Origin of the sequence: Bacteroides sp. GD17 (genome assembly GCF_038448625.1) — a bacterium.
In the GTDB taxonomy this organism is placed as follows: domain Bacteria; phylum Bacteroidota; class Bacteroidia; order Bacteroidales; family Bacteroidaceae; genus Bacteroides.
Genome location: NZ_JBCEZS010000002.1, coordinates 1 through 16,482, shown reverse-complemented (window position 1 = coordinate 16,482; position 16,482 = coordinate 1). Strand labels below are relative to the sequence as shown.

Below are 16,482 nucleotides of genomic sequence, written 5' to 3'. Positions count from 1 at the left end.
TTGCAAATATATACTTTTTGACGAATATTCCTTGAAAAAAACACAATAACTCGACAGAAAAAGAAAATTATTCATGAAAAAGAATGCATACTTCCGCACGCACTTCCCTTATCAAATCTTTTGGATCGAGTTTAAGCTGTAGACCGCGTTGTCCCGCACTGATATAGATATAAGGGAACTGAAGACATGTTTCATGGATATAGGTAGGAAAAGGCTTTTTCATGCCGATGGGCGAGCAGCCGCCACGAATATATCCGATCAAAGGAAGCAGTTCCTTCATCGGAATAAGGTCGCACTTCTTATTACCGGAAACCTTGGCTGCCAACTTCAAATCCACTTCGTGCTCACCGGGAATGACACAAACGAAATATCCGTTTTTGTCGCCATGAAGGATCAAAGTCTTGAAAACACAATTGATGTCTTCGCCCAGATTGGCGGCAACGTGCACGGCACTCAAATCATTCTCATCCACTTCGTATGGGATGAGTTCATAGGCTATTTTGGCTTTATCGAGCAGACGGGCTGCATTGGTCTTGTTTATTTTCACTTCGAATAAGAGTTTAGATTAATATATGTATATCATTTAATCTTCAGTTCTTCTCTCAAGAATTTAGGAGTGTAGCCTTTCTTACTTTTAGCCACCTCTTCCGGTGTTCCGCAAGACAGGAGTTCTCCCCCACCCTTACCGCCTTCGGGACCCATATCAATAATATAGTCCGCCATTTTGATAACATCAAGGTTATGCTCGATGACGATAACTGTATTCCCTTTGTCTACAAGTTTATTCAATACATTCATCAGGACACGGATGTCCTCAAAATGCAGTCCGGTGGTAGGTTCGTCGAGAATATAAAGCGTCTTACCCGTATCACGTTTGGAAAGCTCCGTTGCTAACTTCACACGCTGGCTTTCGCCGCCGGAAAGCGTGGTAGACGACTGTCCCAACTTGATATAACCCAGGCCGACTTCCTGAATTACTTTTATTTTATTCAATATCTGAGGCACATTCTCAAAGAATTCCACAGCACGGTTGATGGTCATATCCAATACATCTGCGATGGATTTTCCCTTGAAACGCACTTCCAGCGTCTCGCGGTTATAACGTTTGCCGTGACAAACCTCACAAGGCACATATACGTCGGGCATGAAGTTCATTTCAATAGTCTTGTAACCATTTCCCTGGCAAGCTTCACAGCGCCCGCCACTGACATTGAAAGAAAAACGTCCCGGCTTATATCCGCGTATCTTCGCTTCGGGCAAACCGACAAACAGATTACGGATATCGGAGAAGACACCCGTATAAGTGGCAGGATTAGAACGCGGGGTACGTCCCAAAGGCGACTGGTCCACATTCACCACCTTATCTATATGTTCCAATCCCTCAATACTGTCATACTCCAACGGGTCTTGAAGGGAGCGATAGAACTTCTGTGAAAGGATGGGTTGCAAAGTCTCATTAATAAGCGTAGACTTGCCGCTGCCGGAAACACCGGTCACACAAATCAGTTTGCCAAGCGGAAATTCTACATCTACATTCTTCAGGTTATTGCCCTTTGCACCACGCAACCACAAACTATGACCGTTGCCTTTACGACGCTTGGCTGGTATCTCGATGGCACGCTCACCATTGAGATATTGCGAAGTCAGGGTATGCGTCTGCAACATCTCAGGAGGCGTACCTGCAAATACGACTTCACCACCCAGACGTCCGGCTTTCGGCCCCATATCAATGACGTAATCGGCAGCCAACATCATGTCCTTATCATGTTCCACCACAATGACAGAGTTACCTATATCGCGTAAATCTTTCAACGAATGAATCAGGCGCTGATTATCGCGCTGATGCAGACCGATACTCGGCTCATCGAGGATATACAGCACATTCACTAGTTGCGAACCAATCTGCGTAGCCAGGCGGATGCGCTGACTTTCACCACCGGAAAGGCTTACCGAACTGCGGTTCAACGAGAGATAATCCAAACCGACATCCAGCAGGAACTTGAGACGCGTGCGGATTTCTTTCAGAATTTCACCGGCAATCTGCTGCTGTTTATTACTAAGGTATTGGTCTACATTCATTAGCCAATCATATAGCTCGTTGATATCCATAGTAGACAACTCATAGATATTCTTATCATGAATACGGAACGAGAGCGCTTCTTTATTCAGTTTGGCGCCGTGGCATTCAGGACATACGGTAGTCTTGGCAAACTGGTCCGCCCATTTCTGTGCCGTAGCAGAAGCATCTTTTTCCTGCAACATCTGGATATATTTCACTACTCCTTCGAAAGTGACAAAGTAATCGGAAGAGGTGCCTATCAATGAGCTCTTGATCTTGATACGATCGTCCGAACCATAAAGGATTTCGTCAATCGCATCATCCGGCAGATCTTTGACCGGTGTTTTAAGAGTTGCCTCGTACTTCTCCATCAAGGCAGCAATCTGCCAGAAGATCATACTGTTCTTATACTTTCCCAAAGGAGCAATCGCACCTTCAAAGATGGAGAGTTCACGATTGGGAACCACCTTATCTATATCGATCTGATTGACTACTCCCAATCCCTTGCACTTGGGGCATGCACCTTGCGGAGAGTTGAAAGAGAAATTGTGCGGAGCCGGCTCACGATAAGACAGTCCGGTGACGGGACACATCAACCGCTTGCTGTAATGCCGTACACTATTAGTCTGGGCATCGAGTATCATCAGCAATCCGTCGCCCTGGCGCATAGCGGTAGCAACGCTGTTCTTCAGGCGGGTATCATCCTTATCGGCCACCACCAGCTTGTCTATCACAACTTCCACATCGTGGTTCTTATAACGGTCGAGTTTCATACCGGGCAAGGCTTCGCGTACTTCGCCATCTACACGGACATAGAGATACCCCTTCTTGCGCACTTGCTCGAAAAGTTCCTTGTAATGACCTTTACGGTTACGTACCAGCGGAGCAAGAATGTAAATGCGCTTGCCCTTATAGTCTTTCAGAATAAGGTCGAGAATCTGCTCTTCGGTATACTTCACCATCTTCTCGCCGGAGAGATAGGAATAGGCTTCACCTGCGCGGGCATACAACAAACGAAAATAATCGTAAACTTCCGTTGTGGTACCTACCGTGGAACGCGGATTCTTGTTCGTCGTCTTCTGCTCAATGGAAATTACAGGGCTCAGTCCCGTTATCTTATCAACATCCGGACGTTCCAGATTGCCCAAAAAGTTACGTGCATAAGCCGAGAAAGTTTCGATATAGCGGCGCTGTCCCTCAGCGAAAAGGGTATCGAATGCCAAAGAGGACTTGCCGCTTCCACTCAATCCGGTAATGACTGTAAGACTGTTACGAGGGATTTCTGCATCGATATTTTTCAGGTTGTGCACGCGCGCACCATATACATTGATATATTCTGTTTCTTCTTGCATGTTATTTTATCCTATCAATTTTAACCGCAAAAATAACTGTTTCTACCCGAATATCAGTCTAAAAGAGTTATTTTTCGGTTTTGAAATGCACAATATTATTTCTTAACGCAATCCTTTGGTTAGTATTAGGCAATATTCTTATCTTTGCAGCTACTTTGGGAAATTGTAAATATAAACCAACGACTACTGAATGAAAACGATTAATCGCATTATCTGCCTCCTGTTGCTTGCCTGCGCATGTAGCCTCGGTGCAGTGGCACAAGAAAACCAATCTTATTTTCTGCATACTATTGAGAAAGGACAAAGTTTATATTCCATCGCCAGCATGTATGGCGTCAGCCAGTCGGACATCGTAAAGCTGAATCCGGGAAGTGACGAGAAAATATATATCGGACGCACGCTACGCATCCCCCGCAGCGCTGCCAATGTGCAGAAAGAAACCTATCACACCATCGAAGCCGGTGAAACCCTTTACCGCCTGACCGTGAAATACAATGTATCCGCCAAAGCCATTTGTGACGCCAACCCCGGACTGAGTGCCGAGAACTTTCGCATCGGGCAAGTGATCCGTATCCCTTCTACTGCCGAAGCAGGTACTGCAACTCCCGAAGCGACGAGTAACACACCGGTAGTAAGCAGCAACATCCCCGGTCCTGTAGAATCACGTTGCCGCGACATGCACAAGGTAAAGCGGAAAGAAACCGTCTTCAGCATCAGCCGCGAGTACGGCATCAGCGAAGCGGAACTGATAGCAGCCAACCCTGAACTGAAAGGCGAAGACAAAATAAAGAAAGGTACCTTCCTCTGCATCCCTTATCCGAAAGCACAAGCGGAGCAGACTACGCAATCCCAGCTACCTCCTACGGACAGCGAACTCTTCCGTGAAAACAGAAAGGAGACAGAGCGTTTCAGTACGATCAAGGCCGCCATTATCCTCCCCTTCCTCGATGGAGTTTCCAAGGACGAATCGGCCATGGTGGAATACTACGAAGGTCTGCTCATGGCTGTTGACAGCTTGAAGCGTACCGGTACTTCCATTGACTTATATGCCTATAACTCCGGTCCGGAAAGGTCTTCGCTGAATTCCATACTTGGCAAAAGCGAAATGAAGGATATGGATATCATATTCGGTCCTTTGTATCAGCAACACATCAAACCGTTGGCAGAGTTTGCTAAGAAAAATGATATACGCCTGGTTATACCGTTTACTTCCAAAGACAATACTGTATTCCAGAACCCTGCGGTTTATCAGATAAATACGCCTCAGTCTTACTTGTATTCTGAGGTTTACGACCACTTTGTGCGCCAATTCCCCAACGCAAACGTCATCTTTATCGAGGCAAGCCAGGGTAGCAAAGACAAAGCTGAATTCATCAAAGGTCTGAAAGACGAATTGCGCAACCGCTCCATTCCGATGAAAACCCTGAAAGAGGATGTCGCTGTGGAATCACTGAAAACAGTGCTCCGTAACGACCGTGAGAATATCTTCATCCCAACTTCGGGCAGCGACCTGACATTGATCAAAATACTCCCGCAGCTGACATTGCTGGTACGTGAACAGCCGGAAAGCCGTATCCACCTGTTCGGCTATCCGGAATGGCAGACTTACACCAAAGACCATCTGGAAGCTTTCTTTGAGTTGGACACCTATTTCTATTCCTCTTTCTATACCAACAATTTGTTGCCGGCCGCTATCAACTTCACCAAGAACTATCGCAGATGGTACGGCAAGGATATGGACGAGCGCTATCCCAAATTCGGCATGCTGGGCTTTGACACGGGTTACTTCTTCCTGAAGGGTTTGTCGCGCTACGGCTCTGAATTCGAGAACAACTTCCAAAGACTGGACTTGATTCCCATCCAAACCGGATTCAAATTCCAACGGGTAAACAACTGGGGAGGATTCATCAACAAGAAAGTATTCTTCGTGCACTTCACCAAGAACTATGAACTTGTAAAACTGGACTTTGATTAAATAGACAAATGAAACTGAAAACAATTATAGGAGCAGCCGTTTTAGCAGGTACTTGTGCACTGCCTGCACATGCACAGGTAGGCGAACAACGCCATAATATCGCCATCGGTATCAACGGAGGTGTCAACCTGAACAGCGTCAGCTTCACCCCTTCTGTAAAGCAGAAGAACCTGATGGGTATCAATGGAGGATTTACCGCGCGTTATATCTCGGAGAAGTATTTCAATATGATTTGCGGTGCACAAATCGAAATCAATCTTTCACAGCATGGTTGGGATGAGTTCTACGAAGATTATCCCGATTTGAGCTATACCCGCACGATGAATTACGTAGAAATTCCCTTCCTTGCACATCTGGCATTCGGAAAGGATCGCGGTGTGCAGTTCTTTATCCACGCCGGTCCGCAAGTGGGATTTCTGTTGAGCGACAGCGAAAAGATAGCCGGTGACTGGGATGGCGCCGTAGCAAGCTCTTACGCCAATATAACCGTAGAACAGCACGGCAAAGCCATCGACAACAAATTTGACTACGGTATTACCGGAGGAGCAGGTCTGGAGTTCCGCACCAAAGCCGGAAACTTCCTGGTAGAAGGGAGATACTATTATGCTTTGTCCGATTTTTATAACAGTACCAAGAAAGATTACTTCGGCCGTTCTGCTCACGGGGTCATTACGGCAAAGATCACGTATCTGTTCGACCTCAAGAAGTGATTATTCATCAATGCAATGAATTCAGAAGTCATTGCTCCAATGATTTCAGAACTCATTAGTGCAATGATTTCTGAAATCATTCAAAAGCCTTGATAAGACTCCCGCCAATCATTTACGCGCACGGACTTTATAAACTAAAAAAGAGCAACCGATAAAGTTGCTCTTTCTTATATTACGCCAAGAGACATTCAAGATGTGTCTCTTTTTTTCTTATAGCTTATCTCAATCTGTCCGCTGCCTTCACCATTACTTCATCCCTGTAAATGGCACGGAAAGCCAGATAATTCAGAATGATAGATATGAGCGGAAGGCAAAGTGCCCATCCCAAGCGGAATGACGCATCCAGATCGCTCTTCAACACAAACATAAATACGCAGAAAGCGATGTAATAACCAATCAGCAAAATGCTGCTGAATATCGTCATGCGCACCTGCAACATGCGGTTACGGAACAGGAATATAGTGCAGAAAGCAATCAGTGCACTCAACAGCAATATCCCGAACAACCCCCAAGTGGATTGGAATCCTCCGTCGGCCATAGATATTCCTAACGGTTTGAATACATGGGTTGTTACTCCGTCCGCTCCGATAAACTGTCCTACGGGCATGCAAATAGCTACAACCAGCAAGACAGTTACCAATAACAAATAAACGGATTGAATACGTTGTATCATTACTGCAATTTCTCTTTTTCCTTAGCCGGATTGCGATAGTAAATCTTTCCTTCGATGTACTCTTGAGTTGCAATCAAAGTCGGTTTCGGCAGTTTCTCATAATAACGGGAAATTTCAATCTGCTCCCGGTTTTCGAACACTTCTTCCAGATTGTCATTGTAAGAAGCAAACTCAGCCAGTTTCTTGGAAAGATCATTCTTGATTTCCACACTGATTTGGTTGGCACGCTTTCCAATAATTGCTACGCTTTCGTATACATTACCGGTATCCTCACACAGCTCCATCATGTCACGGGTCACCGTGGTGGTAGGGGCATTAGTCTTTCTGTAATCCATAAATTTATCTATCTAAATTAAGTTCTATATCGATATAAACTCTCTCGTCTCATTAATCTTTCAGTATCTTCTGCGATTCCTTGAAGATACGGTCGGCTTCCTTCATATACTTGCTTTCGGGGAACTCATTCTTGAAAGCATAATACTCGTCTACCGTTTCGCGATAACGTTCGGGCTTTCTGTCTTCCACACTGTATACAGCCAATTCGTATTTGGCACGTAATATCAGGATAGACAAGTCTTCACGCAAATTAGTATAAGGATAATCCTTCAAAGCATTTTGTGCAGTAATGACACATGATTCGTAGTTATTGCCCAGATAGTTACCCATGTTATAATAAAGCCGGGCAGACAGATACTCCTTCATCACCAGTTTGTCCTGCAATGCAAATATCATATTCTGAGCTTCTTCTTTCTTGGCACTCTGCGGGAAGTATTCCATGAACATCTGTAACTGCTGAATGGCACTGTACGTACCGGACTGATCCAAACGCGGTTCGGGAGTATCCAGATACAAAGCCTTGCCGGCATGGAAACGTGCCAATTCGGTAAACGTACCACGAGGGTAGACATTGTAGTATTGGATAAAAGTCTGCGCAGCAGTTTGATAGTCCTTTTGGTTATAGTAACTCATACCCAGCATGTAGAGGGATTCCTCTGCCTTGTCGGTACCTTTAAGGATAGCAATCAATTCGTTAAGCAGAGTAGCAGCACGGTTGTACTGACCTTTTGCGAAGTAATTTTTTGCCGCCTCGTACTTGTATTCGTAATCCGTGCTTTTCAGCAATTTGTTGTATTCTCCACACGAGGAGAGCAGCAAGGCTGCAAGCAGAGTTATTAGGATGTTCTTCTTCATTACTTTTGTTCAAATAATGCGCAAAGATAGAAGTTCGCAGCGAATAAAGCAACGATACGAGCCTTAATTTTTCAAAAACCAGACGAATAGGTCGTTTAAGAAGACGAATGGGAAGAGAGGAAGGACAAGCAGTGATTAGTATTCAGACTCAGGAGTTATGAAGAAGCGGCAATGTTTTGCTCCTGAAGCAGCAATGTTTTTCATCAGAACATTGCCGCTTCCCAGAGAAAACAGTGCCGCTTCTACTAAAGCTATCCGCCTGATTTTCTAATCACTCATAACTTATACAGATCGCTTGCCGCCAGCAAGTCTACTTTCTTTTCCGTCAGCACACGGATGCAATTTTCCATGTCATTGGGACGGATAATAACATTTGCCGTCTGCCCATTGGCAAAAGAATACATGTATTCGATAAACACTCCTTCGTCGGAAAGGAAACGGAGTACCTTTGCCAATGAACCGGGGATATTGGGGCAACTGATACCTACGACATCCGTTACGTTCACAGCAAAATGATTATCTTTTAAAGCCTTGTACGCTTTATCCGGTTCAGATACAATGCCGCGCAGAATACCAAAATCAGCATTCTCGGCTATGCAAAGAGCAGAAAGATTGACACCTTCTTTAGCAAGAACTTCTGTCACCTCTGTGAGGCGACCGGATTTGTTCTCCAGAAAAATGGAAAGTTGTTTTGCTACCATAAGTTCATTTACAATTTTACAATTTACAATCTACAATTTACGGTTATCAATGACACGTTTAGCCTTACCTACGCTTCGTTCGATACTGCGCGGTTCTACCAGACGGACATCCACGCCTAAGCCAAGTACACTCTGCAAACGGGCAGTGAGTTTTTTCTTCAACGCCAACATCTTGTTGATTTCATCGGAATAGTACTCCGGACGAACTTCAACCTGCAATTCCATCGTATCGGTATTATTCTTGCGATCGACCAACAAGAGATAATGCGGCTCAAACTCCGGCATTTCAAGAATAACGGACTCGATTTGAGTGGGGAATACATTTACACCACGGATAATCAGCATATCGTCGCTACGGCCGAGGATACGGTCCATACGAACCAAGGTACGCCCACACGGACATTTATCATAGTGCAGCGCGGTGAGGTCCTTGGTACGATAACGCAGCAAAGGCATTCCTTCCTTAGTGAGATGCGTAAAGACCAGTTCGCCCGTTTCACCGGGAGCTACGGGTTCAAGGGTATTCGGATCAACTATTTCGGGGAAGTAGTGGTCTTCATTGAGGTGGGTACCATGCTGGCACTCGCATTCGTAACCTACACCGGGACCGGCTATTTCGCTCAATCCATAGATGTCATAAGCCTTGATGCCCAGTTTGGTTTCAATGTCACGGCGCATGCTTTCCGTCCAGGGTTCGGCACCGAAAGCACCGACTTTCAGTTTGAATTCTTCACGGGGAAAACCGGAATCCTTGATGGCATCTGCCAGATAGAGTGCATAAGAAGGAGTACAGCAAAGCACGGTTGCACCGAAATCGTGCATCAAGGTTATTTGCTTCTCCGTATTGCCGCTGGACATCGGGATAACGGAAGCACCGATATTCTCGGCACCTGCATGGGCACCCAGTCCGCCGGTAAAAAGTCCGTAACCGTAAGACACCTGAAACATATCCGAGCTGCTTGCGCCATAGGCGGTGAAAGCACGTGAAAGACATTCGGACCAAGCAGAAAGGTCCTTGCGTGTATATCCCACTACGGTAGGCTTTCCGGTAGTACCGGAGGAGGCATGGATACGTACAATCTGGCTCATGGGGACGGCACAAAGTCCGAAGGGATAGTTATCCCGCAGGTCATACTTTGTGGTAAAAGGAAGTTTTACAATGTCGTCTATGCTGTTGATGTCATCGGGGGTAATGCCCAATTCCTGCATTTTCTTACGATAGAAAGGAGTGTCGTGATATACACGCTCCACAGTCTTTTTGAGGCGGATGCCCTGGATTTTACGAAGGCTTTCGCGATCCATGCATTCGATGCTTTCATTCCAAATCATGTTCTTCGTTGTATTACTTTTATTGATGGTTAATATTAACGTTGCTGCAAAGTAAACAAAAAAATTTTGTTTATCTCAAAGATTTTACCGAATATTGCCGCTCGTAAGAAGAGAAAATGAACAAATTTGAATTAACATCCGCCTACAAGCCCACCGGCGACCAACCGGAGGCCATCGCACAGCTTACCGAGGGCGTGCGCGAGGGGCTGCCTGCACAGACCTTGCTCGGTGTTACCGGTTCCGGAAAGACATTCACCATAGCCAATGTCATTGCCAACGTCAACAAACCCACCCTGATACTGAGTCACAACAAGACGTTGGCCGCCCAGCTATACAGTGAGTTCAAAGGATTCTTTCCGAACAATGCCGTGGAATATTATGTGTCTTACTATGACTACTACCAGCCCGAAGCCTACCTGCCGTCTTCGGACACCTATATAGAGAAGGATCTTGCCATCAACGACGAGATAGACAAACTGCGCCTGGCTGCCACCTCTTCCCTCCTCTCCGGACGGAAAGATGTAGTGGTGGTTTCGTCCGTATCTTGCATTTACGGTATGGGCAATCCATCCGATTTCTACAATAATGTCATCGAAATACAACAAGGCAAGAACTTCAGCCGCAACGTCTTTCTGCGCCGCCTTGTGGACAGCCTCTATGTGCGGAACGACATCGACCTCAACCGTGGCAACTTCCGTGTAAAGGGTGATACCGTGGATATCTACCTGGCTTATGCCGACAACCTGCTGCGCGTGGTCTTTTGGGGAGACGAGATAGACAGCATCGAAGAAGTAGACCCCGTCAGTGGCGTTACCGTTGCCAGCTTCGATGCTTACAAAATCTATCCGGCCAATCTCTTCATGACTACCAAGGAAGCCACCTTGCGCGCCATCCACGAGATAGAGGACGACCTCCACAAACAGGTGCAATGGTTTGAAAGCGAAGGCCGCCCGTTCGAAGCCAAGCGCTTGCAGGAACGTGTGACATACGATATGGAAATGATACGCGAATTAGGGCATTGCTCGGGCATTGAGAACTATTCGCGCTACTTTGACGGACGTGCTGCCGGTACCCGTCCCTACTGTCTGCTGGACTTCTTCCCCGAAGATTTTCTGATTGTGATTGACGAGAGCCACGTCAGCGTTCCACAAATCCGCGCTATGTACGGAGGCGACCGTGCCCGCAAGACGAACCTGGTGGAATATGGTTTCCGCCTGCCTGCCGCGATGGACAATCGTCCTTTGAAGTTCGATGAATTCGAGGAGATGGCAAAACAGGTGATTTACGTCAGCGCCACTCCTGCCGATTACGAACTGATGCAGTCCGAAGGCATCGTTGTGGAACAGGTGATTCGTCCTACAGGATTGCTGGACCCTATCATAGAAGTCCGCCCCAGCCACAACCAGATAGACGACCTGATGGAAGAAATCCAGCTGCGCATCGAGAAGAACGAACGTACGCTCGTCACCACGCTTACCAAGCGCATGGCAGAGGAACTGACGGAATATCTGCTGAACAACAACGTGAAGTGCAACTATATACACAGCGATGTAGACACGCTGGAACGTGTAAAGATTATGAGCGACCTGCGCGAGGGATTATACGATGTCCTTGTCGGCGTCAACCTGCTGCGCGAAGGTCTCGACCTGCCGGAAGTATCTCTTGTTGCCATCCTCGATGCAGACAAGGAAGGTTTCCTCCGCTCCCATCGCTCCCTGACACAGACTGCCGGACGTGCAGCACGTAACGTTAACGGTATGGTCATCATGTATGCCGACAGAATTACGGAAAGCATGCAGCTCACCATCGACGAGACCAACCGTCGCCGCGAAAAACAGTTGAAGTACAACGAGGAGCATGGCATCACGCCCCAGCAGATAAAGAAAGCAAAGAACCTGAATGTATTTGCCAGCAACGAGAGTTCGGGCGAAGCCGTCCTCAGCAATGAGAAGTTCAGTGGCAGCAGCGCTCCCCGTCCTTATGTGGAACAGGAAGGTACTTCTGCCGTTGCCGCCGACCCGATTGTTCAGTACATGAGCCGTGCACAACTGGAAAAGAGCATCGAACGCACCAAGAAGCTGATGCAGGAGGCTGCCAAGAAGCTCGACTTCATAGAAGCTGCCCAATATCGTGACGAGGTACTGAAAATGGAAGAGTTATTGAAGGAAAAAGCAGTGTAAATTCTTAAAAAAGCTGTAGCATAGGGCGATAAGATTTAATAAGTGTTATATCAACACACTTTCTATACCGCATCTCTTGCAGGTTTCAAGAAAAGCCGTACATTTGCACTGTGTTTTTCATAGTATTAGATTTAAGGTTAACAAAGGTTGGAGTACAGCGGTACTCCTTTTTTTATGCCCGTATGTCACAACATACGCCCGGCAAGGAAGCTTATCAACAGCATTATCTTTCACGTATTATCAGAGTTTCCCGATTGCTTGCAGCCAATATGCCACCAGCTTTGTATCACGATATATAGTGCCCAAACCTTCCAAGTGTTTGGACTTCGGGGTAAGCTCCACGATTTTTGCCAAAGTCTCATCTCTGTAAGTAGCCTCATACGTGCAAAAAGGAACGACAGTCTTTCCGGCAAAATCATAGCTTTCCAGAAATGTCCAGACAGCCATCGGCGCTGTATGCCACCACACGGGACAACCTACAAAGATTACATCGTACTGAGATATATTCTCCACCTTATTCTTCAGCGGAGGACGAATGCCTTTATCCCTTTCTTGCTTTGCTACTTCGGTGCAAGGCGTATATTCATCAGGATAAGGAGTCACAGTTTCAATGCGGAATAATGTGCCGCCGGTCAGGCCGGCAATGTCCTCCGCCACTTGCTGCGTTTTGCCTCCCCAGCTAAAATAAGCAACCAGCGTCCTCCCCTTGGAACTTGTCTGAGCCTGAATATTCACCCCGAACAAAACAATCACTAATAAAGCTAATACCTTTGCTTTCATACCAAAATGTTTTAAAGTTTATAATTAAAATCCGTTTTTTATCTTATCGGTTTTACTTTTGCAAAAGTAGGACGAAATCAAATGCCGGTAAATACACAGATTACAGATAGGTATACCAATATTACTGTTTGACGTAATAAAGTCAACTAATACAGACATTTTTCAAAGTATTGTTGTACCTTTGCATATTTAGAAAGGAGGTAATTATGGCACGGCCCATTCGTGAAACACCAATATTATTTGGTGAAGATGCCCGCCGCTTTGAAGAACGGATGAAAAAGACACGCATTATTTCTAAAGAAGAGCGTGAACGGGTGAAAAAGAACTATGAGCTGGTATTAAAAGCAGCTACAAACTTTGAATAATAAAATAAATGATAATGATGAACATACCCGTTTGTATTACTTTGACTTGTACGATTACAAAGAATTATAAATACCATTGAACAAAAGGCATCTGATTCATCCAAAATCAGATGCCTTTTTCGTAGTTGCTTTTATACGGATGTCATCTACGGTCATAGATGGGATTCGTCTGTGACCATAGACGGGTGTCGTCTGTAGTCATAGACGGCACCCGTCTCAATAGGAGGGAAACTTTTTATCCCAAAGGATTCTCGCTTTGGTCACCATCAGAACCACCGCCGCCTTGGCTGCCACCACCTTGACTGCCACCGCCGCCCGAAGGAGCAGTGCCGATATAAATAGTCTTCTCTACACTGCGCGGAGATTTCAGTAATTGCTTGTTGTTAGTGCTGCACTGCGTAGTCAACTTCAAGGTATAGGTGCCGTTGGTAAGCTCGGCGGGGATGATGAAGATTACTTCCGAAGGATTGTTCTTCACAAAGAGGTCTTCGGTAATCTTGGTGACGGCGCCACTTTCCGAGGTTAGTGTGATGCCTACACTCGGATCAGTACCCATCACCTTCAGCTTGCTACCCTTCAGGGTGAAAGCACGACCGGCCGTAGCGCTGGCATCCGTGGCACGGGTAGAAGCATCCGTTACGCCACCGATGTACATCGCTGCTCCTTTCTCACCGATGATGTTCACCGTGGTCTTCTTAATGGCTTCGCGCAAGTCGGCACCCATGTTGAAGTTCACCACAATGGAGTTCTTAGATGAATCCCATGAGGAACCTTCGATGACGCCGCGGAAGCTGGTGCTGGCATAGTACAGCCCGGCATTGACGCTATAGCCGCTCATCAGCAGGCGTTGCACCACACGCTTCTCCAGGTCGTGGACATGCCGGATGGTTTCTTCGCGAAGGCCGGAGTCTTCGGCTTTCATCTCGGCGATGATACGCGCTTCGTCGGCAGTGCCGATGGAGACGGGGACAAGGATCATATCTTCCTTGTTGTCAACGGTCACGGTGTTGTCCGCCAGTTGGCCGTTGATTTGATAATGGATTTCTTCTGCCATTGTCTTTAAGTTTAAATGGTTAATTAAAATGAGTTATAAAAAGCCCCGCTCTCCCTCATCGGGTCAGGCGATGCTGACGGATGAGGAGAGCAGGGCGAGGAAGTTTTATATTTCAACCCCACTTCATGAGGTTTCGCGGGGTAAGATTTTCTCAAATAATTAAAATTATCAAGCGGAGACACAAGGCCGCCTTTATTCTGAAACAGGGCACACAGACTGGCCGTAGTGGCGGAGGCCGCTGTTGTCTGGGTAGGCGGAGTAGTCGCTGATGCTCAAGCTGTACACGAGACCCGAACCGTAGACCGAGCCACTCCAATAGTAGCCGAAACTCTGAATGAAAACTGCATTCAACCCTTCGCGATGGCCCGTCGCGGGAAACCGAAGGGTGTTGGTGATGGTACTCCGGGAGGCATCGTCATCGGAAATGGTGTGGGTGTACTCACGTCCAAGAAAAGTATTGTTATCCTTCCAGTTTGCACCATCGGGTAGAATACCCGAAATAGCACCATCAGCAAAAGCGGCAAACTCATTGTCGGCACCTTTACCGCAAGTAGGAAGACGCCAACTGCCACCCAGCTGCACACGAGCGATGTCATAAGTACTGCTGCCGCTGATATCTTCGTCAGGATAATCGCCGTCATTCTCGCTCGTCTTCAAGCCACTGGCATCACCGTAGCCGAACAAGTTCCATTGGCTACCGAGGGAACGGTTTCTATATTTCGTATAGTTGTCATATGTAGTAACTTCGCTCTTGGTCTCATCAGCTGTGGCGATATGGAAAGCGACATCGCTATCTCCGCTGCCTGTCTTCGTGGCAATGAGATTACCCGTAGCCCAATAGAGGGGAACGGCATCAGCTGCTGTGCCGCCATCCTTGTTCACGCCCATGTAGAGAGCAACAATCCAATCGTTCTCATATTTCTTGTCGCTTGCCGTAGGAGAGGCTTTCAGCGTACTGCCGCCGTCCTTGTCGGGAAGCACAATTTCCATGCTGCTTGCTTCGTCCGCGGTCAGCGTATGGAAGAACTTCACAACCTTGGGGATGCAGATCCAAATATCCTTACCGATATATGCACTTAAATCAACGGAAATGGCGGCTGCCCCATCAGCAATAATAGCACTGCCCAAAGTTATCTGTTCGGCAGGAGCATCGGCTTTCCAGGAGCCAATCTCCATAGTAAAGCCATTGTAGTAATTGGAGCCAGATGCAACCGTAGTCTGTACAGTGAGGGGCTTCGCCTTCCATTCCATCGTACTGCTGTTGCCATCTATCTTGGCAGTATAGCGTAAGTTTTCGGCATAAGTCTTTCCATCGATGATGGTAGTTTCGGCATAATAAGCCTTATCCCCTTTTAATGTTACGCTGAACTTGCCGTTCGCTTTCACCGACATATCATCGGGCATAAAAGCAAGATAGGCGGTAAGCCCTTGATTGCCGTCACTGAAGGTTACGATATTTCCTGCTGTAGGGAATACTAACTCCAAACTTTTAAGGCCATCTGCAGTTTCCACTGTCCATATCAAGGTTTTCAGTGTGCCCACTTCTTGGGGTACATTGCTTAATTCGAACTTCATGATGCTGCTTTTCATGTCAAGCTTGATATTGCCTAAATCGGTTACACCGGTTGCTTGCAGGAAGATATTGTTGCGAAGATGGGCGGTATTGTTGCTACCGTCTTGATTTTGGGTGGAGAGGGCGAAAGTGGCGGCGCCTGTAGTCTCGTCCACGGTCACAGTAGAGGGATAATAAACATTGTACTTGGTGGCACTGGCAATCTCGCTTCCGGTAAAAGAGCCTTTCGTATCGCCTGCTTCGGAAGACAAAGTGTACTCCGCTTTTCCTTGATAGGAGCCACTTTCATCGAAGCCTACTACGGTCAGTTTGTCTCCTTCTTCCCAAGTCAGGACACCTGCCGAACCCACTTTGTCTTCATCGTAAGCTACGCGGGTAGTGGCATCGGTACTTGTAGCCACGGTAATGGTCATTTGTCGGTCCTTGCTACCGGAATCGGGAGTGGTGCCCGTCAGTTCATCGTCGGCAGCACAGCCTGAGGCAAGAGCTGCCAGTGCAAGCATCAGCACTGCACTTGTAAGTTTCAAGGGATTCATCATT

General features: G+C 46.8%; 14 protein-coding genes. 4 read left to right on the top strand and 10 right to left on the bottom strand.

All coding sequences use genetic code 11. The features are described 5' to 3' along the window. Window positions 1-67: 67 nt before the first annotated feature. Both ybaK and uvrA read right to left on the bottom strand, forming a co-directional pair. On the bottom strand, window positions 68-547 hold the full coding sequence (gene ybaK / locus AAE250_RS03345; protein WP_294601406.1) for a Cys-tRNA(Pro) deacylase: 480 nt from the start codon (window positions 545-547) through the stop codon (window positions 68-70). A gap of 32 nt (window positions 548-579) precedes the next feature. After that, entirely contained in the window at window positions 580-3,411 is a 2,832-nt protein-coding gene (gene uvrA, locus AAE250_RS03340; RefSeq protein WP_294601405.1) for an excinuclease ABC subunit UvrA, read from the bottom strand. 190 nt (window positions 3,412-3,601) lie between these two features. Here uvrA and AAE250_RS03335 point away from each other — a divergent pair, with 190 nt between their 5' ends. Together AAE250_RS03335 and AAE250_RS03330 are read left to right on the top strand one after the other, a co-directional pair. After that, window positions 3,602-5,386, top strand: coding sequence for a muramidase family protein (locus tag AAE250_RS03335; protein ID WP_294601404.1), 1,785 nt, complete (start codon window positions 3,602-3,604; stop codon window positions 5,384-5,386). An 8-nt stretch (window positions 5,387-5,394) separates the two neighbouring features. Then, window positions 5,395-6,096 carry a porin family protein gene (locus AAE250_RS03330; protein WP_294601403.1) on the top strand — a complete coding sequence of 234 codons (702 nt, stop codon included), beginning with the start codon at window positions 5,395-5,397 and terminating at the stop codon, window positions 6,094-6,096. A gap of 217 nt (window positions 6,097-6,313) precedes the next feature. Here AAE250_RS03330 and AAE250_RS03325 read toward each other — a convergent pair whose 3' ends face one another. The 5 genes from AAE250_RS03325 to AAE250_RS03305 form a co-directional block, all read right to left on the bottom strand. Then, complete coding sequence (locus AAE250_RS03325; protein WP_294601402.1) at window positions 6,314-6,769, bottom strand: DUF4293 domain-containing protein; 456 nt, start codon at window positions 6,767-6,769, stop codon at window positions 6,314-6,316. After that, window positions 6,769-7,104 carry a DNA-directed RNA polymerase subunit omega gene (locus AAE250_RS03320; protein WP_294601401.1) on the bottom strand — a complete coding sequence of 112 codons (336 nt, stop codon included), beginning with the start codon at window positions 7,102-7,104 and terminating at the stop codon, window positions 6,769-6,771. The genes AAE250_RS03325 and AAE250_RS03320 overlap by 1 nt, the downstream gene beginning before the upstream one ends. 52 nt (window positions 7,105-7,156) lie before the next feature. Next, a complete protein-coding gene (locus AAE250_RS03315; RefSeq protein ID WP_294601400.1) occupies window positions 7,157-7,960 on the bottom strand; it encodes an outer membrane protein assembly factor BamD in 804 nt (267 codons plus the stop codon). 275 nt (window positions 7,961-8,235) lie between these two features. Beyond that, complete coding sequence (locus AAE250_RS03310) at window positions 8,236-8,661, bottom strand: amino acid-binding protein (RefSeq protein WP_294601399.1); 426 nt, start codon at window positions 8,659-8,661, stop codon at window positions 8,236-8,238. Between the two features lie 30 nt (window positions 8,662-8,691). After that, the gene (locus AAE250_RS03305; protein WP_294601398.1) at window positions 8,692-9,990 is read right to left on the bottom strand and encodes a phenylacetate--CoA ligase family protein; all 1,299 of its coding nucleotides are present in this window, start codon (window positions 9,988-9,990) and stop codon (window positions 8,692-8,694) included. A gap of 116 nt (window positions 9,991-10,106) precedes the next feature. On the opposite strand from AAE250_RS03305, the gene uvrB reads away from it, so the two are divergent. Beyond that, the gene (gene uvrB / locus AAE250_RS03300) at window positions 10,107-12,170 is read left to right on the top strand and encodes an excinuclease ABC subunit UvrB (protein ID WP_294601397.1); all 2,064 of its coding nucleotides are present in this window, start codon (window positions 10,107-10,109) and stop codon (window positions 12,168-12,170) included. Window positions 12,171-12,410: 240 nt separating this feature from the next. On the opposite strand, the gene AAE250_RS03295 is transcribed toward uvrB, so the two are convergent. After that, complete coding sequence (locus AAE250_RS03295) at window positions 12,411-12,950, bottom strand: flavodoxin (protein WP_294601396.1); 540 nt, start codon at window positions 12,948-12,950, stop codon at window positions 12,411-12,413. Window positions 12,951-13,156: 206 nt separating this feature from the next. On the opposite strand from AAE250_RS03295, the gene AAE250_RS03290 reads away from it, so the two are divergent. Next, entirely contained in the window at window positions 13,157-13,315 is a 159-nt protein-coding gene (locus tag AAE250_RS03290; protein ID WP_294601395.1) for a hypothetical protein, read from the top strand. Window positions 13,316-13,550: 235 nt separating this feature from the next. Here the strand turns inward: AAE250_RS03290 and AAE250_RS03285 are convergent, their stop codons facing one another. Together AAE250_RS03285 and AAE250_RS03280 are read right to left on the bottom strand one after the other, a co-directional pair. Then, window positions 13,551-14,369 (bottom strand): DUF4469 domain-containing protein, encoded by an 819-nt coding sequence (locus AAE250_RS03285; protein WP_446715723.1) that lies wholly within the window; start codon window positions 14,367-14,369, stop codon window positions 13,551-13,553. Between the two features lie 192 nt (window positions 14,370-14,561). Next, window positions 14,562-16,482 (bottom strand): hypothetical protein (locus AAE250_RS03280; protein WP_342288716.1); only part of this gene is annotated, 1,921 nt, incomplete at its 5' end.